Below are 25,722 nucleotides of genomic sequence, written 5' to 3'. Positions count from 1 at the left end.
AAATATCTTACTTATCAGCATCGCTATTTTTACTTTTGGCGTCGTCTTTGGTATTGCCTTTAGCGCTGTTACTTGAGTTTTTCATATGAGCCGTAAGCGCAGCATTGCTATGATCATGCGCCATCACAAACTCAACATCACTACGGAATCCCGCTTCCATCAGATGTAGTGCCACGCCTAATGCTGCTTTATCTTCATAAATCACGGCATAGAGCGCATGGGTGATAGGCATATAGATGCCCGCTTTAGTGGCTTTTTCGTGGACCTGCTGAATGGTATTGACCCCTTCAGCAGTTTGACCCAGCTTTTTGACTGCGGCATCAATACTCATGCCGCGACCGAGCATGTTACCAATACGATAGTTGCGGCTTAGCTCTGAGCTACAAGTGGCATATAGATCCCCTACTCCTGACAAACCTAAAAAGGTTAGCGGATTGGCTCCCTCTTCGACACCGAAACGACTCATTTCTGCCAAGGCACGAGTAAGAATCATTGCTTTGGTATTTTCACCCACTTCATAAGCAGCTGCCATACCCATGGCGATGGCATAGATGTTTTTGAGCGCGCCGCCAAGCTCGACACCGCGTACGTCATCACTCGCGAACACTCTAAAGAAGGCACTGTGTAATGCCGCTTGTACCGCATGACGCAATGGCTCAGACTCACTTGCAATCACCGTGGCAGACGGCATGTTTTTCATGATTTCTATGGCAAGGTTTGGCCCTGACATGACACCGAAATTCACTTCAGGCAACACTTCTTTAATAATGTCGCTCATCATGGCAAAGGTATCTTTCTCCATTCCTTTGGTCAGCGATACGATAGACTGGCCACTGATCAAAGGCGCAATGTTTTTTACCGTTTCGCGAAAAGCCAATCCCGGCACGGCGATAAAAATAATATCTTTGTCTTTGACGGTAGCCGCCAGATCATGACTGTATTTCAAACGGTCATCAAGCTTGTAGCCAGGCAGATATTTTTTATTGGTCTGAGTTTTTGCCATCGCTTTTACGGTACGTTTATTACGTACCCACAGCGTAGCATCGCAGCCATTACGCGCAGCCAAATTTGCCATTGCCGTACCAAAGCTACCACCACCTAAAAACGCCAAACGCAGCTTGGTAGGGTTGCTATGAATCTCTGCCATGTCTTTTGCGACTGCCGACTCAACTGGACTGGGCGTTGATTTTTTACGACCGATGCCTGACTTACTTGCACGCTCTAAGATACCTGCCAACATACCGTTTTGTTTTTCAGACGTATTGTTGCCCGCCTCATTGTTAGCGCTGTTGTTATCTTTATTGCTATCGTTAGGACTTGTCATGTTCTTTTATCCATGTTGACTGACTTATTCTCAATAGGAGCTACTGTTCCCAGATATTTCCGATACTCGGGCTCGCGGTCTTTTTGAGTTAATAATTTTACCAAGAGACAACACCGAGTCAAATTATGACTCGAAGCGTACTAACGGCTCGATATCAATAGGTTTGCGTTTGGATTCATCTTTTGGACTGGTGCCAGTATAAACAAAAGCGGTCACATAATCATCTGGACCCACATCAAAATAGGCTTTTACCGCAGGCTCATTACATAACAGTCCAGTACGCCACACCGTGCTAAATCCCTGAGCTTTGAGTGCCAGTATCAAATTTTGCACAGCAGCACCCGCACTTAGCATTTGCTCAAAGGGTGGTACTTTTTTATGCTCTTGCATTTGCGTCACGACCGTTATGATAACCGGCGCTCGGAGCGGCATGGTATGGGTTTTTTTGATAGTTTTCTCAGATAACTCTTCGCCATCTTTGAGCGCTTTTTCTTTTACTGCGGCTACCAAAGCATTACCTAACTCGTGACGTGCCTCCCCTTGGGTCACAATAAAGCGCCATGGACGCAGTTTTTTGTGATCGGGCGCTGTCGCTGCACACTCAATAGCAGACTCGATTTGATCCCGCGTTGGGGCTGGTGCATCCAAATTGCCCATGCTGCGTCTTGAATTAATCCAACCAATTAGCTCTTCACTGCTAGCTGAGACATCATTTGCGGCTACATTCTTAACAGGCAGTTTATTGTCCTGTGGCGCTTGGTTATTTTCATCTGTTGTAGTCATTGTCTGTCCTTATTTATTATTATTTATTTCTTTTCACGAACTACTTTTAAATCTGATACTTGTCACTGAAAAGACTAAGTACCTAATGCTAAAAAACATTTGAGCTCTAGCAATACCGTTTTAAAAAACATCCACTACGCAGCATCTTCGACACGGTGATCCATGCGCAGATAGTCTTCTGACTGCATCTCAAGCAAGCGCGAACGGGTACGTTCAATCTCGAACGCTAGCTTTTCCCCTTGATACAAGTCCAAAATCGATTGCTCTGCTCGTACCAACAGTTTTACACGGCGATCATAAAACTCATCGACTAAATAAATAAAACGGCGCGTTGGATCACGCAAATCATCATCTAAAGCGGGTACTGAATCAACTAATACGGTGCTGAATTGTTTTGCAAGCTCAATAAAATCGGATGCCGAGCGCGGCGCCATGCATAAATGTCGAAAATCGCAAAACAAGATATCTTCGGTACGCGCGTTGACTTTGACTTCGCGGCCATTGATAGTAATTGGCTCGTTGCTGATTTTTTGATTATTGGACAAGCTGGCAAAGCGGTTGGCTAACCAATGATGATTGGCTTTAGTCATTGGTGATTCATACAATTCTGCTTGCTGAAGCACGCGCAGACGATAATCAATACCAGAATCGATATTCATCACTGTCGTATGGCTCTCAACCTCTGCAATGGCTGGTAAAAAACGGTCACGGTGCAAACCATCTTTATACAAACCAGACGGCTCAATGTTTGACGTAGCGACCAAGGTAATGCCGCGATTAAACAGCATCGTAAACAAATCACCCAAAATCATGGCATCAGAAACGTTAGACACAAAAAATTCATCAAAGCAAATAATGACCGCTTCTTTATAAATAATATCGGCAACTTTTTCGAGTGGATCACTTTCGCCTTGCAGTTTATTCAATTCTTGATGAACACGCTGCATAAAATGATGAAAATGCAGACGCATTTTGCGCTCAATGGTCAATGAATCATAAAACATATCCATCATCCACGTTTTGCCGCGACCGACACCGCCCCACATATATAATCCAGTTGGCGCGACAGGCTTGGATTTCAAAAACCCAAAGAACCCTTTCTTTTGCGGCGCGCTATTGATGAGCTGATGGTAGATCTCATCAAGATAACTCATGGCCTGAAACTGCTGCTCATCCCGAGTAAACTCATCTGTACTGACGGCTTTCTCGTAACGTTGCAATGGAGATAAACTCATAATACGACTCATCGTTGGATTAAATAAATATCAAAATATTGGAGTGGCTAAGTGCTACCCTAAAACATGCATTAGCGTTTAGGGTCAAAACTATGCACTGCTATGCGTTTCTAATAACTTTTTAAGCTCTGATAAGCGACCGTGAAAAAAGTGACCAGCACCATCGACGACGCTTACTGCAATTCCTAAACGATCTGCAAATGCCTGCATATTTTCAGGCGCGATTACTTCATCCGCATTACCATAAATCTCAAAGGTTTTATCCGCGGGTAAACTAATATCAGTACTGTCATTTTTTTCGACTGAGGGTGCGATAAGTGCGATTTTTGACACGTCAAAATCATCCAACCCCCATATATGCGCGGCTTCAAGTACTTGCTCAGCCACGCGGGCCGTGACATACCCACCAAAAGAAAAACCGCCAAGCCATAGCTTTCTGGCATTGGTTTGTTCAGCAATCCATTGTAGCACGGTCATTGCATCGACCACTTCACCTTCCGCATAATCATGCTCGCCTGTCGATTGACCAACGCCGCGAAAGTTGAAGCGTATCACATGCATGCCATTGTCACGGGCAAAGCGGTACATAGTTGTGACCACTTTATTGTTCATTGTCCCATCGAACAACGGATTGGGATGGCACAGTAGCGCGACGGTATCTGTATTTGGGTCGTTAGGATTGTCTTGTTGCCATAGTGCGTCGACCTCGAGCACACCAGCAGGACCAGGAATCAATTGCATAGCATTACTTATTAATAAAAATGAATGGCTCAATTATCCTAGATATGATTTTTATTTCAAGTGATTTGCTGTGTACGGGTGCGACTTGTTTTATTTTGGGCCAAAATTGATGCTCAGCAGCTGAGTGTATTATTTATTTAAGCACGCTTTGTTTGTCATAGATTGGATAGGCAATACTGCTGTAATACCGCACACAATAAGCGCCTAGACAGGTAATATCTAGATACGTTACATTCATGAAGCTTTGCCTATCGCTAAGACATTCTGTCTATATACATTAGGAATTATTTATGAATACCTTTAACAAAACTACCAGTTTAGGTGCAATATTGGCCGGTGCGCTCGTTTTAAGCGCTTGTCAAAGCACGCCATCATCACCAGTGATCCAACGCGCCAACTCTGTTTATGAGACCACTGGCATCGCTGATACCAAAGTCAAAGCACAGCAAAATGCAATTGATAGCGCGCAAAAAACCTGTCGCAGCAAACAAGTCATTATCGTTGATGACAATGTCAAATATAATGGCATCTTAAATGAACGTACTGGCCGTATGGTTGGGCAAGTGGGTTCCGTGGTCGGCTCAATCTTTGGCACAGGCACACCAGATTTGTCACGCAATGATGATTATGAGTATAAGATCAATTTTCGTTGCCAGTAATTCTCTATCAGTAACTCTCTAAATGAGCGACGCCATTTGCGTTTCTCTAGCATCACCTGACATACTGTGATTTATGAAATAGCCAACAAGCTGCGATATGGATAATATATCAGTTAAAGCTTGTTGGCTTTGCTTTTTGTGTATGCCCTTTTGGGTTAAACTATTCGCTATCGTATTCAGCACATCCTCACCAGTCTTTATATTTTCATTATCTTTGGTCTTATATCATGCGCAAACCTAACCTTTCAAATGTCAAACAGGCCAAAGTACTCGCACCTGCCAAAGATTTGGCTACTCTAGAGGCCGAACTCGCTGCGCAAGAAGACCATTTAGAGGATACGGTCCTACGTCTGAGTGATTACTTATCCGCGGTTGAGATGGTCATCAAACAGACCTTTGACCACCGTGTCTGGGTCAAGGCAGAAATCCGTAACCTATCGAGTAAAGGTGGTCACTATTATTTTGAATTGGCAGAAAAAGACGATGATGGCAAAGTGGTCGCCAGTTGCCGCGGCAACCTTTGGCGTTTTAAAGCGGCTCGTGTATTAGCCAAGTTTGAGCGCGCGACTGGTATGCCGCTTGAGCGTGATTTGACCGTACTCCTCAAAGTATCGGCAGGATTCCATGCCCAGTATGGCTTTTCAATCACGATTGAAGATATCGACCCCAGCTATACGCTAGGCGATTTGGCACGGCAGTATGCAGAAATGGTCGATCGCTTAACAGGCGAAGGGCTATTACATCTCAATCAGCAGCTGCCTACCCCTTTTGATATCGAGCATGTGCTGGTCATCGCCCCTGAAAAGGCGGCTGGATTGGGCGATTTTCAAGCAGATGCGGATCGCTTAGCCAGTACAGGTGCTTGTCATTTCCATTACCATAATGCGACTTTTCAAGGCAATCATGCGCCCGCTGAGATACGTCAAGCCATCGTTAATGCACAGCAGCAGTTTTACGACACTTATCAGCGCCTACCAGATTTATTAGTCATTATTCGTGGCGGCGGTGCCGTGGGAGACTTGGCTTATCTTAATGATTATGAGCTGGCAGCGTTGGTTGCTGAGCAGCCTGTGCCTGTCTGGGTGGGTATCGGTCATGAGCGTGACAAAGTCATCTTAGATGAAGTGGCGCATACCAGCTTTGATACGCCCTCAAAAGTGATTGCTGCTATCCATAGCCATTTAGCCCAGCTCGTCACTCAAACGCTGCACTATCAGGCGCAAATCAAGCAAGCTGCTCAGCGTCAATTGAATACTGCTGAGCAACAAACCGCACGTCAGTTAAGCCAAATACAGTCACAGACTATCGGACAACTCACCGCTCTACGAAAAGACAGTGACTATGCGTGGCGCAGCATTCAACAAAGCGCACAGCGCCAAGTAAAGCAAGCAGTCAGACTAACAGCTGAGCGATATACGCAAACGCAAACCTTGGCACGTCAACAACTGACGAAAGCCGCGACTAATAGCAGAAGTCATCAAGAGTCAATCATGCAAAACGCGCAGCAGCAAATTGTGCAAGCACAGCGCGATAGCGAACATCTACGTGATATTGTGCTATTACATAGACCGTCTCGCGTGCTAAAACAAGGCTATGCCATGCTAACGGATGCTCAAAATAGGCAGACGCTCACGAGCAGCACCCAACTGTCTCCTGAGCAAACTGTCAATATCATTTTAAAAGATGGTAATGCAAAAGCACAGATTATCGATATCAATATGGATAAGAAAGCGACTGAACTCTCAGACATGCCAATTTAACCACATCATAATATCTAACAACTACTCATCTATTGACCTTTAGAAATTAGGAAACTCTATGACTACCCCTACTCGCAGACGCAAAAAAGCCGCCCCAAAAACCTTTAAGGCGGCTTACGATATTTTAAAAACCAATGCGGCTGAACTGCAGCAGCAAGACGAGCCTGATATTGATAACCTAATGACCACGGTTGAAGAATCTATTGCCGCTTATCGCGTTTGCGAAACCCGTATCAATGCTGTACAGCAAGCATTGGATGCAGCCTTCGCCGAAGAAAAATCTACTAGCAGCACGGACAATTAGATTATTCAGGCTCATCAACTTCAAAGACTTGGCGTAGATAGGCAAGATACGTGTCATTATTAATCATGGTCTTGCCTGGGCTATCAGACAGCTTGGCCACTGGCTGACCATTGCACTCCACTAATTTAAGTACGATATTGATCGGTGTAATGCCCATGTCATTGGTCAAATTGGTGCCAATACCAAAGCTGGTTCTAATACGATCTTTGAAGTATTGATGCAACTCCCAAGCCTTTTCTAAATCCAGCCCATCACTGAAAGTCAAAATCTTTGTCTTTGGATCTATCTTTAGCTTTTCATAATGTGCCACTGCCTTATCACCCCAGATATAAGGGTCGCCACTATCGTGCCGTAACCCATCAAAGAGCTTGGCAAAATACAAATCAAAGTCGCGCAAGAACGCATCCATACCGACCACGTCTGTCAATGCAATACCCAAATCGCCACGATACTCATGCACCCACGCTTCAAGCGCGGCCTTTTGTGAATCACGCAAACGCACATCTAATGCCTGAAATGCTTGCATAAACTCATGTGCCATCGTGCCTATCGGCGTCATTCCTAGCTGTTTTGCCAGATATACATTGGATGTACCGCCCACGATTTTTGGCTCAGCTTTATGTAATGTCTCCACCACATGTGCCTGCCAGCGTTTACTAAAGCGTCGACGCGTCCCAAAATCAGCGACGATAAATGGCGGTATATCACGCCCATATTTTGCCTGCTCTAGGGCATATTGATGCAACAGCGCTACTTTTCCATCAAGGCGACGTTGCCCTTCTTCAATCACACTATCGTTCGATAACGCATTAAAATAAAGCTCATTGACGATAGCCAGTACAAATACTTCAAAGAACATTGCCTGAATCATCGGTCCTTCGATATCGATAGATAAACGACCTTTTTCATCGGTACTGACGGTAATAAACCGGCGTTTTAACTTAAATAACTCAAGATAATCGACAAAGTCTGAACGCATAAAGCGCAAACTACGAAGGTAGTCCAACTCATCTGGCAAAAAACGCAGCTCACACAGGCTATCTAGTTGCTGCTCTAGATCTTTTTGAATATCGGCCAGTGGATAAGCCGACTCTTTGTTATTGCGGCAGCGAAAACGATACACGCCATGTGTCTGTGGAAACTGATGCAGCATAGCTTGTAACATCGTAAATTTGTACAAATCATTATCTAGCAGTGAGGTAATAATGGGTGAATAGGTAGCAGTCATGCTATGGCCTTAAAAGTGCAGAAATGAGAAACAAGCGTCACCGAAACGACCAAGCGACCTTATGTCTGAATAATAAATGCTATCTGGATAATAAATAATAGACACTCATAGAGTGTGCATTACCAATAAGCCATCAAGTATAACGAAGTTTGGGGTTTATTTCAGAATTCGCGTTAGATTGCAGCAAAATTCGTACAACTAGCGAAAATGACAATCAAATATCTAATAGCTACATGAAACAAAAAAGACGCTAAGATTGAACTTAGCGCCTTTTTTATCTATTCAAAGGTGGCAATAAAACGACTATGATTTAACCAGTTTTACCAAGGGTGCATAGCCCGATTGCGGCATCACACTCACTGGGATGAACTGTAGCGCCCCGCCATTGATACAATAACGCAGCCCGCCACGGTCTTTTGGACCGTCAGGAAATACATGACCCAGATGTGAGTCAGCCACGCGGGAACGAACTTCAGTACGTATCATATTAAAGGCATTATCCTGATGCTGGGTAATCACTTGCATATCAATAGGCTTGGTAAAGCTGGGCCAGCCGCAGCCTGATTGGTATTTGTCCGTCGACAAAAACAACGGCTCACCACTGACCACGTCGACATAAATACCTGGCGCAAACAAATCGTCATATTCATGACTAAAGGCACGTTCCGTCCCAGCCTCTTGCGTGATATTGTACTGCGCTTTGGTCAATGTGTTCTTTAGCGCATCTTTGTCAAATTTAGCATAGCGCTTGGGATCTAACGTCTCAGCGACCGTATTAGCTGGCGCAAGTTTGGTACGAGCTGCCCCTTCAGGCTTATCATCAGCAAGACTCAAATCAATATGACAATAGCCATTTGGATTTTTTGCTAGATAATCTTGATGGTACATCTCAGCCAAATAGAAATTATCTAAGGGCTCGTTCTCGACCACAACTTTTTGCTCGTATTTGCTTTGTACACGCTTGAGCGCAGCATCAATCACCGCTTTGTCTTCTTTGTCAGTGTAATACACACCTGAGCGATACTGCACACCGCGATCATTGCCTTGCTTATTTAAGCTCGTTGGATCAACCACTCGGAAATAGTATTTTAAGATGGTATCGAGGTCTGTTTTGTCGGCATCATAGGTAACTTTTACGGTTTCTGCATGCCCTGAGCCACGAATGACCTGCTCATAGCTTGGGTTGGCTGTATCGCCATTGGCGTAACCTGATACGGCATCGATGACGCCATCAACGCGCTCCATATAAGCTTCAACACCCCAAAAACAGCCCCCTGCAAGGTAGATTGAGCGGGTGTTGATTGGTTTGCCTGTCTCATTGTAATACACACCATCTTTTTGCTTGATGGTTTCGATTTTATTATTGTCTGATGATTGTGCATTGGCAGGTTTGGCGTTACCTGCTTTGAGCTCAGCAAAGCCATTATCTGCATTTTCGGCAAGTGCATAAGCCTGCTCTGCTGATATATTACCTTTTACCAAGTGTACCAGATTGCCATTTTTATCAAGGATAGCCCAGCTCGGATAAACTTGCACGCCAAGCTTATTGATGAGCTCGCCTGAAGGGTCAGTCAAGACAGGCAAGTTTGGGTAGTCAGCCTGTACGCCCGCATACCAAGTACTAAATTCACCATCAGCTTTTTCATTAAGATGACCGGGGCTGGCGACTGTCACCACGTTTAAGCCTGAAAACTTAGGATCAGTGCGCCACGTCTCAGTCTCCTCCAATGTGCCCAAACATAGCGGACACCAACTCGCCCAAAATTTTACCAAGGTCGGCTTATTAGGATCGATCACTGCAGCCCCCGTATCGCCCAGCCCTTTTGTTAGCTGCGGCAATGCTTGCATTTGTTTGAGCATATCAGAGGGCAACATGTCACGCGAGCTGGTGACGCCAGTATTTTGACTACCTGATTTGGTACTACTGCTTGCGCTGCTTTCTGCATTGCTCATCTGGCCACAGGCGACTAATATGCCTGCACTCAGCACTGTCGTCATGCTAAAGGCGCTAACGTTTTTTAGCCAGCTTGATGAGCGAGGTTTCTTAATTTCTTCATGATTACTATTTTTTTGATTGTTTTTATATGACATGACGTGTCCTTGTTACGGATGGTACTAGTTTTGGCAACCATGAGCGAGTAAATAGCTCAAAATTCTATTATGAGGGAACTCAAGTTAAAGAGATAAGACTTTGAAAAATAGTGGAGAGACAGTGATTCGGATTGTTGAAACGCATTAGTTTGTCTTAATAGTATACAACGCTATTGGAGCCTACTTTAATAGTAAGCTGTCGATAGCTACACTTATTTAACAGGATAGTAAGAGTCCTGATATAGAGGGCGCTTCAATACAATAACCAGTGTATATCACGCTTTTGCACTCATAAATTGCTCGACATAGTCGTCGGCAGGATTGTGTCGTAAGTCGTTTGGTGTACCTGTCTGTATTAAGCGTCCACCATTTAGGATACTGATGCGCTGACCGACTTTGACTGCCTCATCAATATCATGGGTGATAAAAACAATGGTTTTATTGAGTCGATCTTGCAATGCAAGCAGTTGATCCTGCAACTGGGCACGAATGAGGGGATCAAGCGCAGAGAACGCCTCATCCATTAGTAAGATGGGATTGTCCGTTGCTAAGGCTCGAGCCAGCCCAACACGCTGCTGCATCCCGCCAGATAACTCATCAGGATAACTGTGCTCTAAATTGGTAAGCCCCACTTCATTGAGCCAATGTCGCGCTGTTTCATGTCGCTCGCTTACACTCATTTTACGCACACGCAGACCATAAGCCACATTTTGGATGACTGTCATGTGCGGAACTAAGCCGAAATGCTGGAAAACCATGCTGACTGTCTGCTGGCGGTAGTGCTGCAATTGTTTATCATTGAGTTCTAAAATATTGATAGCGTTAGATGAGCTTTCGTCTACTGGCGCAGTGTTTGCCTGAGTATTAACCTTGGCGTGCGTTTTAGTATTGACCGTCGTGTTAACCCATATCTCGCCGCTGGTTGGATCAATCAAGCGGTTGAGATGACGTATCAAGGTCGATTTGCCAGAACCTGATAACCCCATGATGCAATGTAGCTCGCCTGCCTTGATATCCAAGTTGATATCGTAGAGCCCCACCGAGTAGCCCGTTTGTTCTTTGACAGCAACGCTATCCATACCCTCAGCCAGTAACGCCATTGCAGACTGGGCTTGCGTGCTATTGGCATTATAGATTTTACTGATATTTTTTAGCTGGATATGATTCATCGTGACTCTCGCTATTTGCTTGATTTTTTATGCTGGCTTTACTCATTGACTATTGGACGCATTACTACCCAATCGGACGCCTGCCTGCTTTGATCGTTTTTTGACGAGCGCGCTTTCCTTGACCAAAGGCTTGAGTAATGCGGTCAATAATAATGGCGACGATAACGATAGCCGTACCCGCTTGTAAGCCTTGCCCGATATTAAGCGTTTGGATAGATTGCAATACATCTTCACCAAGGCCCGGGGCACCAATCATCGACGCCAGTACCACCATCGCAAGCGACATCATTACCGCTTGATTAATACCTGCCATGATACTAGGCAGTGCTTGTGGCAGTTTGATCCAAATGAGTAGCTGTAAATGCGTACTACCAAAAGAGCGTCCTGCTTCGACCATTTCATGATTAACTTGCGTGATACCCAACGTTGTCAGGCGAATCAGTGGTGGCAGCGCATAAATAACCGTTGCAAAGAGTGCAGGCACTTTACCAATACCAAACAGCATTAGCACCGGTATGAGATACACAAAGCTTGGCATCGTCTGCATTACATCGAGTACTGGCGTCACAATCTTGCGCAGCAGCTTGCTACCCGACATAGCAATACCGATAGGAATACCGATCACCACCGTGACCAGTACGGATACGATGAGTAACGCCAAGGTATCAATCAGCGCACCCCATAACCCAAAAGCACCAATCAAAAACAGCCCTGCACCGCATGCCAGCGCGAACCAAATCTTGCGTACACCAAACCAAGCAAGCACCGTCACAAGCGCGATAATGAGCCAAGGTGGAATAATCGTTAATAATCGCTCAATGGGTAAGAGCAAATACGTGAGTGTCACTGTGCTAATAGTACGAAATACGTCTCCATAGTTTTGGACGACGCTTGATAAGGCATTGTTGAGCGGGGTCTCAAGCGACCACGAAGGGAAGCTGGATGAAAGTGCTGACTGATCACTACTAGAGGCAGCTGTATCAGCATTGATAACAGCACCGTTTAAGCTAATGCCGAGCTTAGTCGCAAGATTGGTAGCAGCGTCTTCAGATAACCATCCTTTCCAAATATTTGGGTTATCACGCAAAAATGCCAACGCCTGCTCATCGCCACTACGCTTACTCTCACTCATTTCCAAGATAGCGCCGTTCAGCTCATCAGGCGTAAACTGCACCTTTTTGAAGACCTCTGCTAGCTCAGGGTTAGATTCGATAAATGGGGTAGATACGGCAATACCTAGCGGCGATACTGGAAAACCAGATACGCAATCAGATGTGCCGTCAGCGAGTAATAGGTCTTGCCAGCAGGCATCTTTGTGATCTGGGAAATCCAAGGGCGCAAAGTCATATTTTGCCATTAGCCCCGTGGGTTGCCAGTAGTAAAACAATAGCGGCTTGTGCTGCTCAAAAGCAGAGGCGATTTCGGCATCGAGCGCAGCGCCAGTACCGGGATGAGCATTGTTAAAAATACTATCGAGCCCCGTATTTTTTAGCAGACGCGTATTAAATATCTCACAGGTCCAGCCAGAGGGACAGTTCATAAAGCGAGATCTGCTCGGATCTTCAGGGTCTTTGAATAGATCAGCATATTTGGGCAAGTCTTGATAGCTGCGCAACCCTGGGTTTTCTTCCAACACGTATTTTGGGACATACCAGCCTTGGGTTGCGCCGCCTTTGAGTGTATCGCCAATGACGGCCACTTTATTCTGTGCAATGGCATCTTCCATAATTGGTGAGCGTCCAATCCACTGCTCACCGATGATCTGAATATCGTTTTGAGACAATGCAGTCTCAAGCGCAGGTCCTGCTCCTGGCACTTCTTCTACCGTGCAACCATAACCATCTTCAGCGATATACTTAAGCACCCCAGAGGTAAACTGTCCGCTCTCCCACGTCAGTGCGCCAAACTTGATTGGTGACTCACAAGCTGCGGATGCTGATACAGGCAGCAACAACGCGCTCATACACAGTAAACTTAATGCAATCCATTGGCGCATGTTCTGTCCTATTTATTGTTTTTTACTGGCATGAAAGAAGCATCAAAACCACAGAATTTCACGATACCATGTTGATTCATAACATCTATGAATCATCCACTGTTGTTTAGGCTTACTACAAAGTGTAGCGACTTATAGGAGTAATAACAAATGCTTATTTATCGATTACTGAGATGATTCAACTTCAGGCCATGCAGATATAAACACTATCATTGATAACACTTCCCCCAATGCTAACCTTTGATTTTTTGGAAAAAAATAGCACCTATTTTGATAGGTGCTATAGATATAAGTCCTATAGATTATGGTATCAAATGAAGAGAGTTCAAAATCAATTTTTGAATAACTCCCATAGGGCAACTATTTCAAAAACAGTGCCATCGCCTTTTTAAACAGTCCACCATAAGGCGGCAATAAGAAATTGAGACCATTGAGCTTGGTCTGTACAAAGACAGGTTTCATATGGCTCAAGCGCTCAAAGCCCGCTTTGCCATGGTATGCACCCGTACCAGAGTCACCTACCCCACCAAACGGTAAGTCATGCTGGGCGACATGCATGATCACTTCATTGATACATAAGCCACCAGAGACCGTATTATTACGTACGTTTTCGACGCTGCTATAGTTGTCACTAAAGACATATAGCGCCAGTGGCCGTGGACGCGAGTTCACAAAATAGATCGCATCGTCGAGTGTCTCATAGTGCATGAGCGGCAGGATTGGGGCAAAAATCTCATTTTGCATCAGATCGCTATCAGGCGCAGGCTCACTCACAATAACTGGTGGCATCAGACGCGTTTCTATATTGGGCTCAACCGCAGTAAGTGCGTGTATCTCATCACCTGTTAGCGCATCTAGGTAGCCCTTAACCCGTTTAAACTGCTCACCATTGATAATGCGTGAATAGTCTGGATTGTTTTCGATATTGGGATAGTGCTTGGCCATCCACTCTTTTGCCAAGTGGATAAACTGGTCATGATATTGACGCTGAATCAATACATAGTCTGGGGCAATACAAGTCTGACCTGCATTTAGTGTTTTGCCCATCATGACACGGTTGACCACCGACTCTAGATTGGCATCATCCAATACAATCACTGGTGACTTACCACCAAGCTCAAGCGTCACTGGTGTCAAGTTAGGCGCGGCGGCTGCCATCACTTTTTTGCCTACAGCAGTCGAACCCGTGTATAGCAAGTGGTCAAATGGCAACTCACTAAAAGCAGCAGCAATATCAACCTCGCCCAGTACCACACAGATCATATCTGGCGAAAAATAACGAGAAATGGCATCAGCAAATGTCTGAGCAAACTGCGGCGCGGCTTCGCTCATTTTGACCATGATTCGATTACCCGCGGTGATTGCATCAATCATTGGACCAATCGCCAAAAATAACGGATAGTTCCACGGCACCATAATGCCGACCACACCCAATGGCTGCGGCTGAATCTCATTGTGAGCTGGCATATACAGCGCTGAAATAGGCGCGCGATGTGCTTTCATCCACTTTTTGCCGTGTTTTTTGGCGTGACTGATACCTGTGAAGCTCGGAAACAGCTCCGCAAACTGAGTCTCTGATTGGCTACGATACCCAAAGTCTGCGCTGATTGCTTTTGCAAAGCTTTCTTGATTGTCGCTCAGCATCACTTCTAAATTATCTAGCTGAGTCTCACGAGTGCCCCAGTCATTGATCGGCCGCGTACGGCTCAATGTTTGCAGGCGTGAAAATTGAGATTTCATCTCATCGATGGTTTTTGCGGTACTCAGTGCTTCAGGCATACGCTGCAGCGCAAAACTTGCATCGGTTGGTGCCTGCTCATGGGCATTTTGGTTGCTATCTGTCATTTGTCTTCCTTGTCGTAGTCACATGTACTCATATGTCGTGTAGTCACTACATTATATTGGGTTATAGGCGCTGTCTTTCTAGTCAGGCGCGCGCTTTAATAACCTGCCCTGACTGTCAATTTCATCAGATTCCATTCATTATACTTTAATGTAGCGCATCAACTGTGCAATGAACAGCATCTTTCATTGACTGCTGCGTTTGTAATAGTCCACTAAAGCCATGATATTAAAATGGTTCTAATTTTTTCTAGCGCATTTCCTATAGGTACTCACATACCAAATCCGATACTAGACTGCAGATAAACTTTGGGTGATAGACACCAAAACTGCTACACTACCTATTGATATTATCTATATTTAAACCAGACAATAATAAGACAGACACGCTCATGCAAAACGACACACAACCGCTCAATGACATGCTAATCAGTAAATCTCTGTCAGCAGCCGATTATGTTCCCACTCTCGATGCCATGCTGTCACGTACTCTCGAACGTATCGATCTAAAAAAACGGCAAGGACTACGTACGCCTGATGAGTTATGGATCGTTGATCATAACGATGTTTATACGCTTGGACAAGCAGGCAAAGAAGAACACATATTGCAGCGCACCGATACGCCTATCATCAAGACCGACCGCGGTGGTCAGGTAACTTGGCATGGTCACGGACAGCTGGTCCTTTATTGGTTGTTTGACTTAAACAGTTTGGGCTGGAGTGTGCGCCATCTGGTCTCCCACGCTGAGCAAGCGATCGAAGACGTCGTCAATGACTGTCTGCATAGCTCGCCATCTAGTCGTGACAATATCAGTGCCCATGCCCGCCGTGATGCACCTGGCGTTTACATTTATTCTGACCCCACTGTAGCGGATGACAGTAGCAATGCTAATAGCAACTCGCTAGATAACCCAGCTCTTGATAATAAGATTATGCTTGGAAAAATAGCGTCGTTGGGCTTCAAGATTAAGCATGGCTTTAGCTATCATGGTATCGCGATTAACTTAGACTGTGATTTGTCAGCATTCAATGCTATCAATCCCTGCGGTTATGCGGGGATGCAGATGTTGCGCTTGTCTGATTTTGTAGCCATGCAAACAGAATCAGAGCAAAAAGAATCAGAAACACAAACGACTCAGCAAATCAGCGACGCATTAAACTACAAGATAGTCACCCAAAAACTTATCGATAATATCGCCAAGCGTCATGCTGGACTGATTGAATTGAGAGCCATCGCGCCAAAGTAAGTTTTGAGTCCATTTTTGCATAATCTTTTTTTGCATAATATCTTGCACGCTTAGACTTAAGCATTAAGAGAAAATTTAGACCAAACTTGTTATAATCGCACCCAGTACAAATCGGGTGCGGTAAAAATTTTGCAGTATCCCTAGCTACATCAATCATTCAAACCTCTAAAACAAAAGCAAATTGGAGTATTTCATGGCAGATTTTAATAAAATTTTGGACGCAGGCGACGTAGACGGCGGTATCATCAACGTAGTCGTAGAGATCCCAGCTGGTAGCAGCCATAAAATTGAGTGGAATCGCGAATTGGCCGTATTTGAGCTTGATCGTATTGACCCACAGATTTTTGCTAAGCCATGTAACTATGGTTTCATCCCGCAAACGCTTGACGAAGATGGCGATGAGCTTGATGTATTGCTATTGACTGAACAGCCACTACCGACTGGTATCTTCCTAAAAGCCAAAGTCATCGGTGTGATGAAGTTTGTTGATGATGGCGAAGTAGATGACAAGATCGTTGTCGTACCTGCTGATGACCGTGACACAGGTAATGCTTACAACAGCCTAGAAGACCTACCAAAGCAACTTATCAACCAACTAGAGTTCCATTTCAGCCACTATAAAGACCTGAAAAAAGCGGGCACTACTGTAGTTGAATCTTGGGGTGATGTTGCGGAAGCAAAAGAAGTCATCAAAGAATCTATCCAACGCTGGAAAGACCTATAATTTATCAAAATTGGCATAAATGCTAATCATAGATAAATACCAAAATACCGCGATCGCAATGTGATCGCGGTATTTTTTTGTTTGAATATCGCTTGTGTAAAATGGTTATAATAAACCCTATTACTCATTCACACGCATACGCCGTAATAAGGACAGCCATGTTTAACCCCGACCCTAGCAAAAAGCCGGTCAATACCAAGTTGCCAAAAGACGTCATCATGATGGTCGAAAAAAACAACTTGGTAATGGCCATCAAAACGTTGGCGGCAGACGAAAACATCAGTATGGATGAAGCCAAAACTAGGATTGATGCCTATGAGACAGCACTAAAGGTAAAACAACAGCAAAAGCTCAATACCATCGCTAGCAAACAAGGTATCCCCAATCAGGCCATTAGCTTCGATAGAGAGCAAGAGATTGATGATGGGCCTGGACCATTGGTAAAAAATCGTGCCAAAACCACCAAGCAAAGCCAAGGATTTAAGAGCTTACAAGATGGTGTCGATGGTCAGCTGAATGACTTGGGCTATAAGAAACCTTTGCTCCCTTATTGGCTAAAACGATTACTCGTCATCGCTGTCTTGATGATAGGTATATTTTGGATATTGTGGCGAGTGTTTGTTTAAATCAAGTACTGAATCGCGATACTTTTTATAGAACCATTTATCGCTGATACTGTAGCCTGCGAGTATTGTTACTCACAGGCTGGACAATAGAAAAGCCTAACAAGGCCTGCTGGTTTCGCTAGTCTGTTATAAGTGGTTCCATTATAGCAGTCTGCTTTAAGTAGTCTGTTAATAGGTTTGAAGAGTGAAATAGCTGGTTCCGTTGAGGTATACTTTAGATATTATGATTTCTGATATAGCTGAGACTTTTATTGCTTATTTTAACGAGTTGAATACAAAGTCTATTCTTTATTCATGATTAAGCTCAAGATGATTTGGCCATGGCAAATCGCCCCTGCCGTATTCCCAGCCTTGGCTAGCATAATAAACAAGGCATCTATTGTGAGGTAAAAGAACTTCAAAGGTATCTTCTTCTTCGCTACAAGCTAAAAACTCTATGCGAATGTCATTATCAAGTATCATAGCTATATTAAGAGTATTTATGACTGTGACTTCTATCAATCTCCCAAAAGAAATTTGCTGCAGGATGCTATCTGTCTCTTCGTAATTGACAAAGTCATTCTGACCTTCAAGAATTATTTTATTACCTTTCAAAATCCGCCACAGTTTATGATAGCAACTAAAACTCCATTCACCATAGAAGGGATCTGCCATTTTGGATTTATTATGAGATACTTTATTTCCAAAATCTATACTCACGCTATTACCAAAACGTACTCGCTTTCGACAACATACTTCTCCAAAACTCTTTTCAATCAAAGGTAGTATTTCTTCAAATTTATACATGACCAAAACCTTTATTATGAAACTCTGTCTATTTAAGCCAACTAGGTAAGGGGACGCCCTTTCTGTCGTATGGATCACGAGCATACTCTCTGAGCTCCTCTTTGGTTCTATTTTCTCTTAGCTTTAAACAGTCTTAAATCAATCAATATGTACGCCATGAAGTACACTGTGACTATCTCATCCATTTAACACTTTGATACCATTAGCCTACAGCTGTAGATTCAAGTTCTCACTAGGGAACTGCACTTCTTCCCATAAAGGTGGATTATGGTAAATAAACTTTAACCGAAGTAAATTGCTAAGAACAAAAGGCTACTAACGCCTTACCTATTTATATTATAGGAACATTAATACAAATAGATAGGGCATTAAAAAAGGATACTATCGTATCCTTTTTTTGTTTTCGTAATAATTGAGAGTAAGCCAATTTTAGTGATGCTCACCAGGGAGAATTCTAGCAAAGGCACGCTGAGCAAAGTTAGGCTTGCTGTCAGTCGTTTGCGCTGCTGTCGAACTTGGGAAGATACGATAACCAATTGATTGAATACCGACGTTAAATGCTGGCACCAACGAGTACGTCGCTGAGGCAAATTTGCCCATGTTACTGGCGATACTGTTTGGCTTATGGACAATCGCTTTTGCGACCATTAATGCGGCTTCATCAGGCATCAAAGCTGGCATATAACGGTATAGCTTGGTTGGGGCGATCATAGGGGTACGTACCAAGGGCATAAAGATATTGGTGACCTTGATATTATCGCCTTTGACTTCCGCGGCTAAGCAACGACTAAACGCATCTAGCGCAGATTTTGACGCCACATACGCAGCAAAACGAGGGCTGTTGGCCAATACACCAATCGACGAGATATTGACGACTTGACCCGTTTGGCGGCTAATCATCGTCGGCAAGAAACCAAGAATAATTTTGACCGCGCCAAAATAATTGATCTCCATGGTGCGCTCAAAGTCATGAAAACGGTTGACCGACTCATGGACTGAACGGCGAATCGAACGACCAGCATTATTGACCAATACATCCACATGTTTAAAATCAGCAAGGATTTGTTCGCTGGTTTTTTCAATCTCATCCATATTGGTAAGGTCACATGGATAATAACTGGCCCTGCCACCCAATATTTCAATATTTTCTTTGACGGTTTTTAGTTTGTCTTCGGTACGCGCCAACAAAATCACATGCGCCCCGCACTCACTTAATAAAAAAGCCGTACGCTCGCCAATACCACTTGACGCGCCTGTAATGATAATATTTTTACCTTTTACTGCTTTGGTTATTGCTTTTTTCGAGGGATTAGCCATAAAAAGTCCTTTTTGTCTGTCCTATGCCAATGAATATTCGTTTACAGCATAGCAAAAAAATATCGCATACAGTGAACAAAACACCAGTAGCGGATAGTTAATTTGACGGTTTTAGAGGTTTATAGTGATATATCATCATATAATAGTGACGATGTTTAGCGCCATACTTTTTGCTGACTGATACAGAGGAGACATTATTTTGATCGGAAACCTAACCCACTATATTGACTTGATTGCCAAGATAGTCGAAGTCATTGGTGTCTTAATTATGTTTTTTGGACTCCTCTTTGCTTTTTACAAAGCATTTCGGATATCGGGCGGCCTGAACCACAATACTTACGTAGAAATCAGACAGACCGTTGGCAAATCCATTCTTTTGGGACTTGAGGTACTGATTGCCGCAGACATTATGGCAACAGTGGTGACAGAGCCGACATTACGCAGCGTCTTGGTATTGGGTATTATCGTGCTTATTCGTACGTTTTTGAGCTTATCACTACAAGTTGAGCTAGAAGGCCGATTCCCTTGGCAAAAAGAAAAGCCCACACCTGAGAAAAATCCTGATGTTATGCCTTTCAATGAAGCCGCCCCTATTGATAAAACATAGCTTTAATCAACAGGATTGAAAGACGTATCAGTGATTTATGATTATGATAAGCATGATGAAACTGTGCAGACCATTACTACTCATGCGTCTGCAAAAAACTCTCAACCACGCGGAACTGCCCTGCTGTGCTCTCCTCGCCATACATCGCTTGACGGAAGGCGTTAGAGTTGGGGATGCCTGTCGTATACCACGCAATATGCTTGCGGGCGATACGGCAGCCAGAGTACTCGCCGTAAAAGTCATACAGCTCTTGCAAATGTGCCAATACAATCTCTTTTATCTCACTGACACTAGGGGCATCTAGACGCTCGCCAGTACGCAAAAAATGCTCGATATCACGAAATATCCACGGCTGCCCTTGCGCGGCTCGCCCAATCATCACTGCATCACAGCCTGTCATTTCATAAACACGCTGCGCTTTTTGCGCGCTGTCGATATCGCCATTCGCAATGACAGGAATGCTAATGCTGTCTTTGACTTCGCGTATTAACTCGTAACGCGCCTCTCCCGTATACATATCCTCGCGCGTACGCCCATGGATGGCAATCGCGGCAATGCCGGCCTGCTCAGCACGCTTGGCGACTCGTAGGATGTTTTCGCGACCATTCTCAAATCCCAATCGTGTTTTTAGTGTCACAGGCGCATCAACAGCATTTACAGCGGCATCAAGCAGTCTTGCTACTAAATCCTCATCTTGTAGCAGCGCTGAGCCTGCCAGCTTACGACAAACCTTTTTGGCCGGACAGCCCATATTGATATCGATAATCTGCGCGCCATTATCAATCTGATAACGAGCCGCTTCAGCCAATTTATCTGGCTCTGCGCCTGCTATCTGTGCAGAAATAGGCGCAATCTCGTTATCAAAGTTGGCACGATATAGCGATTTTTTGCGTGCATAAAGTGCCGTATCAGCGATGATCATCTCACTAACCGCATGACCTGCGCCAAAGGATTTGCACAATCGGCGAAAGGGGTTATCAGTCACACCTGCCATTGGTGCGACCATCAAACGGTTTTCAATCGTCAGGCCACCGATATTTAATGGCTGCAACAATGGATGGTCAGACAAAGTCGAGGAAGAAGGTAAAACAGGAGAATCAATAGACATAAAAAAACGGCTTGATTTGTAAGGAAAACAAGCCGTTATTCTAAGGATTCCTGCACTTATTGCAAGCTATTAACGTGAATAGCTTGCATAAGCATTGGTCGTTTTTAATACATGCCATACATTATTTATCAAGCACACTGCCCTGCTCTAGCGTGATGTCATCATCATGCTCTTGCATGCGCCACGGTAGGCTATCAGGCGATACATTGAGGAAATGTAAATACTTCTCGAACTGATCGATGATGTCATTAATCACTGATTCAGATTTGTAGCCGTATAAATCATATGTCTGACCACCACGGCGTAGATACACCTCAGCACGATGATGATGCTCTTGCGGCAAGGTATCTGCACTGTCTTCAGTATAATAATCGGGCGCATCATGCTCAGATAAGCGCACTTCATACCAAAACTCGACATCGTCACCACGTTGCAACTCAAGCACCGCACGGTTATTAACCGCGTCATAGTTGACCTCAGTCGTCCAGCCGGTTTCTGCAAATTTAGACGACACTTCCATCATTGAAGGCATCACCACTTCTTTGATGTAGTTCAAGACCTTTTCACGCGTCGGCTTGTCGGTCATATAATCAATACGCTCACGCCATGCAGACGGTTTGAGTAGATGCGGTGGCAGTCTGTTGTCATTACCGAGGCTCTGATTACGATGTCCTTCGATACGCAGCGCACGCCACATACCAAACATTGAAATAAGAATAATAATCGCAAATGGTAACGCACTGACGATAGCCGCCGTTTGCAGCGCCGTTAGGCCACCTGCAATCAGTAAAACCGCAGCAACAGCACCTTCGGTCACTACCCAAAAGCTACGCTGCCACCATGGCGTATCACTGCGACCACCAGCTGCTAGCGAATCGATCACCAATGAGCCAGAATCCGATGACGTCACAAAAAAGGTAATAATCAATAAAATGGTCAATGACGACACAAATTCAGTAAATGGTAAGTTCTCTAATAGTTTAAATAAAGCAATCGCTTGGTTGTTCTGTACTTCACTGATCAATGAGGTATAACCATCGACCATAATCATGTGTAGCGCGGTATCACCAAACACTGAAAACCAAAAGAACGTAAAGAAAGTCGGTACCAGCATCACACCCAATACGAACTCACGGATGGTACGACCACGGCTAATCTTGGCGATAAACAGACCCACAAAAGGCGCCCATGCAATCGTCCATGCAAAAATAAACAAGGTCCAGCTACCGATCCAATCGCTATTTTCGTACGCTTGTAAACTAAAGGTACGCTCGACAATATTACCCAAATAGCTACCCGTATTTTCCATAAAGGCATTCAAGATAAAAATGGTCGGACCGACAACGAATACAAACAGCATCAACGCAGTTGCCAACAGCATATTTAAAATAGATAAGCGTTTTACACCCTTATCCATCCCTGCCAATACCGATACCAATGCCGCGGCGGTCACCAAGGCAATGGCAATCACCTGTACGGTCGTATTCACTGGAATGATATCTGGCAACAGATAATTGAGTCCCGCATTAATTTGCGATACTGACAAGCCCAAACTGGTAGCAATACCGAACATCGTACCCAATATCGCAAACACATCGACCGTATGACCGATAGGGCCATGAATCCTGTCACCAATAATCGGATACAGTGTCGAGCGTATTGATAATGGTAGACCATGACGAAACGCAAAATACGCTAAGGATAAACCAACAACACCGTAAATCGCCCAAATATGAAAACCCCAATGAAAATATGCAATTTGCATCGCCTCTTTTGCCGCGGCGATAGTCTGCGGATCCGACATTGGCGGACTAGAAAAATGCATCACCGGTTCCGCTACTCCATAAAACAGTAGCGCAATCCCGTAGCCTGCTGAAAACAGCATGGCAAACCATTCAAGGAATCCGTACTCCGCCTCAGCATGATCAGGGCCCAGCTTGATACTGCCATAAGACGAAAACGCCAGTACAATAATGAACATCAAAAACAGGGCCACTGCCAGCATGTAAAACCAGCCGAATGTCTCAGTCGTAAAACTAAGCACATCACTGAACAGAGCACCCGCTGCCTCAGGATCGATCGCGGTACCGATGACTAGCAGCAGCATAATGACCGCTGCAGGTATAAAAACCGGCAATAAAATGGTGGAGCGTGAACCGTTACTCATAAGCAGTGGTATCCTCAAAGCCAAGAAAATAGGAGATAAAAACGATATCCCTAAACATAATCAACATAGAACTATCAATATAGAGACTGCTAAATCATCATAGCGGTGGTAATACCGACTGATGACAGCCAAGTCATATGCTTGGTAGTGTTAAACAAGGATACTGTGTAACATAATCTTTGCCTAAACCCTAGAACGGGCGCGTATTTATAACAATAACTTAACGATTCTTACACAATTATTACTGGGCAATAAAAAAGGCAACTTGTTAGTTGCCCTTCAATCTTATATACCTATCATCCTAGCAGTTTATACCTCGATATCAGGCGGCACTAATAGCTGTAGCAAGTCGCTGAGCAATATTTGCAAGCTCACCTTGATCAGCCTGCGTTACTGCATGACGTCCTAACTCATGAATGCTTGATGGAATCAGATGCACATGATAATGAAATACCGTTTGACCGGCTTGTGAGCCATTCAACTGCATCTGAATAACGCCTTCACGTTCAAACACTTGACGCTGGGCCTGCATAATCTTTTTAGACGTCATTAATACCGCAGCGGCATACTCTGGCTCAAGATCTGCCAAATCTACTGCTTTTTGCTTGGGTATCACCAATACATGACCTTCGGCTTGCGGCATGATATCCATAAAGGCAAGCGTCTTATCGTCTTCATAGACTTTGTGACAAGGAATATCACCGTCCAGCATTTTGGCAAAAATATTGTTGTCGTCATAAGTAGTCTTTTGATTTACTTCAGTCATTATTTTTTCCTTTGGTTATTTGATTGTTGGATGCTTAACAGCTTTTAAAATGGTTTAGAGCGCTTGTCATATAGTGGACGAAATATAAGTTTAGTACAAGTTGCTATCATTTCCGTCGTTGATAAAATCAAGCTGTATACTCACTAGCTTATCCCACTAATTTATTGGCGAGTCATGCCTTTTAAATGTTATATTAACCCTCTATTTTAACAACGCTATGTTTATGGATTTGCCTACTTTGCCGACCAATACATCAGACAACTCAGATAGCCTAGATAACGGCGACCCGTCTTCAACACTCAATGACAATGCCCAAACCAATGGCAATGTCCAAACGTCTGGATCAAATATCTCTGTGCCTGATAGTACTGGCTTAGAGCAACCTAGTATTGAGTCTGACAATAGTACTCAAACTATCGATCCAAACGCTATTATCTTAGCAGAAGCTTTGACTGACAAAGCTATCAGCTGGCAAATACACAACTGTAAAATCATCAAAAAAACGGTCACGCAAGATTTGCCACTGCCTTTTCTTTATCATTACGATAGCTTAGACGATGCCGTCAAGCAGTCGCATCCACTCACCCCTGAGCTACTGCTTCAATTCAATACTCCTATGTCAGCTCACGAAGCGGCTAAATTGATTGGCATTGATGACGCCTTATTGACCAGTCCTTGGCATGTGAAAGTCATTGGTTCCTTGGTGGTGTTTAGTGAAGCATTGCAGTTAGCCGTTCGGCTACATTGGACCAATACGGGCAAAGAGACGCAGCAAATCTATACTAAGGATGCCGCCGACGCTATTATTGCCGCTTTTGAAGACTGGCAGTTTTTTGGTCGTGTCGACGTCCTTTATAAAAATAATAAGCAGACGTTAATCAGTATTGATGCGCAAAATGCCAACACTCAAGCATTACCTGCCGAATCGCTATTGACGATTGAGGCAAGTAGTGATTATCAACAACTACTAGCCACCCATGCGCTGGCAGCTATTGTGAAGTTAGAAGCCGACAAAGCTGAATTGCCTTGGTTTGATAAGGCGATTTTAGCTCGCATCGAATAGTTCCTTAACTCTATTTTTATCATATTAAACCCATTACCATTACTAAGCTATTTTCAATTATTCATATCTAATGGTATGGTAAAGACTTAGTATTATTCACTAGTCTTCATATCAGATAAAAAGCAAACTATAAGCATCACACTTGCGAGTTCACACTCAAAAAAATCTCGCCTATTTGT

General features: G+C 44.1%; 22 protein-coding genes. 8 read left to right on the top strand and 14 right to left on the bottom strand.

Features of this window, described 5'->3' with window-relative positions; translation table 11 throughout:
- Nucleotides 1-7: 7 nt before the first annotated feature.
- From QO189_RS02130 to QO189_RS02115, 4 genes are all read right to left on the bottom strand, one after another.
- Nucleotides 8-1,324 (bottom strand): NAD(P)H-dependent glycerol-3-phosphate dehydrogenase, encoded by a 1,317-nt coding sequence (locus QO189_RS02130; RefSeq protein WP_371531307.1) that lies wholly within the window; start codon nt 1,322-1,324, stop codon nt 8-10.
- 123 nt (nt 1,325-1,447) lie between these two features.
- Nucleotides 1,448-2,107, bottom strand: coding sequence for a nitroreductase (locus tag QO189_RS02125; RefSeq protein ID WP_371531306.1), 660 nt, complete (start codon nt 2,105-2,107; stop codon nt 1,448-1,450).
- A 134-nt stretch (nt 2,108-2,241) separates the two neighbouring features.
- The gene (gene zapE / locus QO189_RS02120; RefSeq protein ID WP_201600950.1) at nt 2,242-3,342 is read right to left on the bottom strand and encodes a cell division protein ZapE; all 1,101 of its coding nucleotides are present in this window, start codon (nt 3,340-3,342) and stop codon (nt 2,242-2,244) included.
- A gap of 90 nt (nt 3,343-3,432) precedes the next feature.
- The gene (locus tag QO189_RS02115) at nt 3,433-4,083 is read right to left on the bottom strand and encodes an alpha/beta hydrolase (protein WP_371531305.1); all 651 of its coding nucleotides are present in this window, start codon (nt 4,081-4,083) and stop codon (nt 3,433-3,435) included.
- 290 nt (nt 4,084-4,373) lie between these two features.
- Between QO189_RS02115 and QO189_RS02110 the strand changes: the two genes are divergently transcribed.
- From QO189_RS02110 to xseB, 3 genes are all read left to right on the top strand, one after another.
- On the top strand, nt 4,374-4,742 hold the full coding sequence (locus QO189_RS02110; protein ID WP_371531304.1) for a hypothetical protein: 369 nt from the start codon (nt 4,374-4,376) through the stop codon (nt 4,740-4,742).
- 227 nt (nt 4,743-4,969) lie between these two features.
- Nucleotides 4,970-6,502 (top strand): exodeoxyribonuclease VII large subunit, encoded by a 1,533-nt coding sequence (xseA, locus tag QO189_RS02105; RefSeq protein ID WP_371531303.1) that lies wholly within the window; start codon nt 4,970-4,972, stop codon nt 6,500-6,502.
- A 58-nt stretch (nt 6,503-6,560) separates the two neighbouring features.
- Nucleotides 6,561-6,806 (top strand): exodeoxyribonuclease VII small subunit, encoded by a 246-nt coding sequence (xseB, locus tag QO189_RS02100; RefSeq protein WP_371531302.1) that lies wholly within the window; start codon nt 6,561-6,563, stop codon nt 6,804-6,806.
- 1 nt (nt 6,807) lies between these two features.
- Here xseB and pncB read toward each other — a convergent pair whose 3' ends face one another.
- From pncB to QO189_RS02075, 5 genes are all read right to left on the bottom strand, one after another.
- Entirely contained in the window at nt 6,808-8,034 is a 1,227-nt protein-coding gene (pncB, locus tag QO189_RS02095; protein WP_371531301.1) for a nicotinate phosphoribosyltransferase, read from the bottom strand.
- Between the two features lie 303 nt (nt 8,035-8,337).
- Nucleotides 8,338-10,083 carry a bifunctional peptide-methionine (S)-S-oxide reductase MsrA/peptide-methionine (R)-S-oxide reductase MsrB gene (msrAB, locus tag QO189_RS02090; protein WP_371531455.1) on the bottom strand — a complete coding sequence of 582 codons (1,746 nt, stop codon included), beginning with the start codon at nt 10,081-10,083 and terminating at the stop codon, nt 8,338-8,340.
- 317 nt (nt 10,084-10,400) lie between these two features.
- On the bottom strand, nt 10,401-11,294 hold the full coding sequence (locus tag QO189_RS02085) for an ATP-binding cassette domain-containing protein (RefSeq protein ID WP_371531300.1): 894 nt from the start codon (nt 11,292-11,294) through the stop codon (nt 10,401-10,403).
- Nucleotides 11,295-11,358: 64 nt separating this feature from the next.
- Nucleotides 11,359-13,290 (bottom strand): glycine betaine ABC transporter substrate-binding protein, encoded by a 1,932-nt coding sequence (locus QO189_RS02080; RefSeq protein ID WP_371531299.1) that lies wholly within the window; start codon nt 13,288-13,290, stop codon nt 11,359-11,361.
- Between the two features lie 360 nt (nt 13,291-13,650).
- Nucleotides 13,651-15,135 (bottom strand): coniferyl aldehyde dehydrogenase, encoded by a 1,485-nt coding sequence (locus tag QO189_RS02075; RefSeq protein ID WP_371531298.1) that lies wholly within the window; start codon nt 15,133-15,135, stop codon nt 13,651-13,653.
- Between the two features lie 389 nt (nt 15,136-15,524).
- Between QO189_RS02075 and lipB the strand changes: the two genes are divergently transcribed.
- The 3 genes from lipB to QO189_RS02060 all read left to right on the top strand — a co-directional run bounded on the left by lipB (nt 15,525) and on the right by QO189_RS02060 (nt 17,729).
- Nucleotides 15,525-16,379, top strand: a complete 855-nt coding sequence (gene lipB, locus QO189_RS02070; protein WP_371531297.1) for a lipoyl(octanoyl) transferase LipB — start codon at nt 15,525-15,527, stop codon at nt 16,377-16,379.
- A gap of 193 nt (nt 16,380-16,572) precedes the next feature.
- Nucleotides 16,573-17,103 carry an inorganic diphosphatase gene (locus QO189_RS02065; protein ID WP_057759479.1) on the top strand — a complete coding sequence of 177 codons (531 nt, stop codon included), beginning with the start codon at nt 16,573-16,575 and terminating at the stop codon, nt 17,101-17,103.
- A 158-nt stretch (nt 17,104-17,261) separates the two neighbouring features.
- The gene (locus QO189_RS02060) at nt 17,262-17,729 is read left to right on the top strand and encodes a hypothetical protein (protein ID WP_371531296.1); all 468 of its coding nucleotides are present in this window, start codon (nt 17,262-17,264) and stop codon (nt 17,727-17,729) included.
- Between the two features lie 288 nt (nt 17,730-18,017).
- On the opposite strand, the gene QO189_RS02055 is transcribed toward QO189_RS02060, so the two are convergent.
- Nucleotides 18,018-18,515: a hypothetical protein gene (locus QO189_RS02055; protein ID WP_371531295.1), complete on the bottom strand. Its 498-nt coding sequence runs from the start codon at nt 18,513-18,515 to the stop codon at nt 18,018-18,020.
- Between the two features lie 429 nt (nt 18,516-18,944).
- Nucleotides 18,945-19,832, bottom strand: a complete 888-nt coding sequence (locus tag QO189_RS02050) for an SDR family NAD(P)-dependent oxidoreductase (protein ID WP_201600931.1) — start codon at nt 19,830-19,832, stop codon at nt 18,945-18,947.
- Between the two features lie 199 nt (nt 19,833-20,031).
- On the opposite strand from QO189_RS02050, the gene QO189_RS02045 reads away from it, so the two are divergent.
- Nucleotides 20,032-20,439, top strand: a complete 408-nt coding sequence (locus QO189_RS02045) for a DUF1622 domain-containing protein (RefSeq protein ID WP_371531294.1) — start codon at nt 20,032-20,034, stop codon at nt 20,437-20,439.
- A gap of 76 nt (nt 20,440-20,515) precedes the next feature.
- On the opposite strand, the gene dusB is transcribed toward QO189_RS02045, so the two are convergent.
- The 3 genes from dusB to QO189_RS02030 form a co-directional block, all read right to left on the bottom strand.
- The gene (dusB, locus tag QO189_RS02040; protein ID WP_371531293.1) at nt 20,516-21,547 is read right to left on the bottom strand and encodes a tRNA dihydrouridine synthase DusB; all 1,032 of its coding nucleotides are present in this window, start codon (nt 21,545-21,547) and stop codon (nt 20,516-20,518) included.
- 121 nt (nt 21,548-21,668) lie between these two features.
- On the bottom strand, nt 21,669-23,714 hold the full coding sequence (locus QO189_RS02035) for a BCCT family transporter (protein ID WP_201600925.1): 2,046 nt from the start codon (nt 23,712-23,714) through the stop codon (nt 21,669-21,671).
- Between the two features lie 322 nt (nt 23,715-24,036).
- The gene (locus tag QO189_RS02030; protein ID WP_371531292.1) at nt 24,037-24,480 is read right to left on the bottom strand and encodes an HIT family protein; all 444 of its coding nucleotides are present in this window, start codon (nt 24,478-24,480) and stop codon (nt 24,037-24,039) included.
- A gap of 223 nt (nt 24,481-24,703) precedes the next feature.
- Here QO189_RS02030 and QO189_RS02025 point away from each other — a divergent pair, with 223 nt between their 5' ends.
- Nucleotides 24,704-25,543 carry a hypothetical protein gene (locus QO189_RS02025; RefSeq protein WP_371531291.1) on the top strand — a complete coding sequence of 280 codons (840 nt, stop codon included), beginning with the start codon at nt 24,704-24,706 and terminating at the stop codon, nt 25,541-25,543.
- Nucleotides 25,544-25,722: the final 179 nt, after the last annotated feature.

Source organism: Psychrobacter sp. Arc29, from assembly GCF_041431175.1.
Classification (GTDB): Bacteria; Pseudomonadota; Gammaproteobacteria; order Pseudomonadales; family Moraxellaceae; genus Psychrobacter.
Note: the sequence above shows the minus strand (reverse complement) of the source record. Positions and strands in the feature narration are given on the sequence as shown.

Bases quoted from the DNA above. Each gene is read 5' to 3' on its own strand.
- QO189_RS02025 (WP_371531291.1), top strand. From the start codon at position 24,704: ATGGATTTGCCTACTTTGCCGACCAATACATCAGACAACTCAGATAGC.
- QO189_RS02080 (WP_371531299.1), bottom strand. From the start codon at position 13,290: ATGCGCCAATGGATTGCATTAAGTTTACTGTGTATGAGCGCGTTGTTG.
- QO189_RS02075 (WP_371531298.1), bottom strand. From the start codon at position 15,135: ATGACAGATAGCAACCAAAATGCCCATGAGCAGGCACCAACCGATGCA.
- QO189_RS02115 (WP_371531305.1), bottom strand. From the start codon at position 4,083: ATGCAATTGATTCCTGGTCCTGCTGGTGTGCTCGAGGTCGACGCACTA.
- QO189_RS02125 (WP_371531306.1), bottom strand. From the start codon at position 2,107: ATGACTACAACAGATGAAAATAACCAAGCGCCACAGGACAATAAACTG.
- QO189_RS02065 (WP_057759479.1), top strand. From the start codon at position 16,573: ATGGCAGATTTTAATAAAATTTTGGACGCAGGCGACGTAGACGGCGGT.
- QO189_RS02110 (WP_371531304.1), top strand. From the start codon at position 4,374: ATGAATACCTTTAACAAAACTACCAGTTTAGGTGCAATATTGGCCGGT.
- QO189_RS02030 (WP_371531292.1), bottom strand. From the start codon at position 24,480: ATGACTGAAGTAAATCAAAAGACTACTTATGACGACAACAATATTTTT.
- QO189_RS02035 (WP_201600925.1), bottom strand. From the start codon at position 23,714: ATGAGTAACGGTTCACGCTCCACCATTTTATTGCCGGTTTTTATACCT.
- QO189_RS02055 (WP_371531295.1), bottom strand. From the start codon at position 18,515: ATGTATAAATTTGAAGAAATACTACCTTTGATTGAAAAGAGTTTTGGA.
- dusB (WP_371531293.1), bottom strand. From the start codon at position 21,547: ATGTCTATTGATTCTCCTGTTTTACCTTCTTCCTCGACTTTGTCTGAC.
- xseA (WP_371531303.1), top strand. From the start codon at position 4,970: ATGCGCAAACCTAACCTTTCAAATGTCAAACAGGCCAAAGTACTCGCA.
- QO189_RS02050 (WP_201600931.1), bottom strand. From the start codon at position 19,832: ATGGCTAATCCCTCGAAAAAAGCAATAACCAAAGCAGTAAAAGGTAAA.
- zapE (WP_201600950.1), bottom strand. From the start codon at position 3,342: ATGAGTTTATCTCCATTGCAACGTTACGAGAAAGCCGTCAGTACAGAT.
- QO189_RS02085 (WP_371531300.1), bottom strand. From the start codon at position 11,294: ATGAATCATATCCAGCTAAAAAATATCAGTAAAATCTATAATGCCAAT.
- QO189_RS02130 (WP_371531307.1), bottom strand. From the start codon at position 1,324: ATGACAAGTCCTAACGATAGCAATAAAGATAACAACAGCGCTAACAAT.
- lipB (WP_371531297.1), top strand. From the start codon at position 15,525: ATGCAAAACGACACACAACCGCTCAATGACATGCTAATCAGTAAATCT.
- pncB (WP_371531301.1), bottom strand. From the start codon at position 8,034: ATGACTGCTACCTATTCACCCATTATTACCTCACTGCTAGATAATGAT.
- xseB (WP_371531302.1), top strand. From the start codon at position 6,561: ATGACTACCCCTACTCGCAGACGCAAAAAAGCCGCCCCAAAAACCTTT.
- QO189_RS02060 (WP_371531296.1), top strand. From the start codon at position 17,262: ATGTTTAACCCCGACCCTAGCAAAAAGCCGGTCAATACCAAGTTGCCA.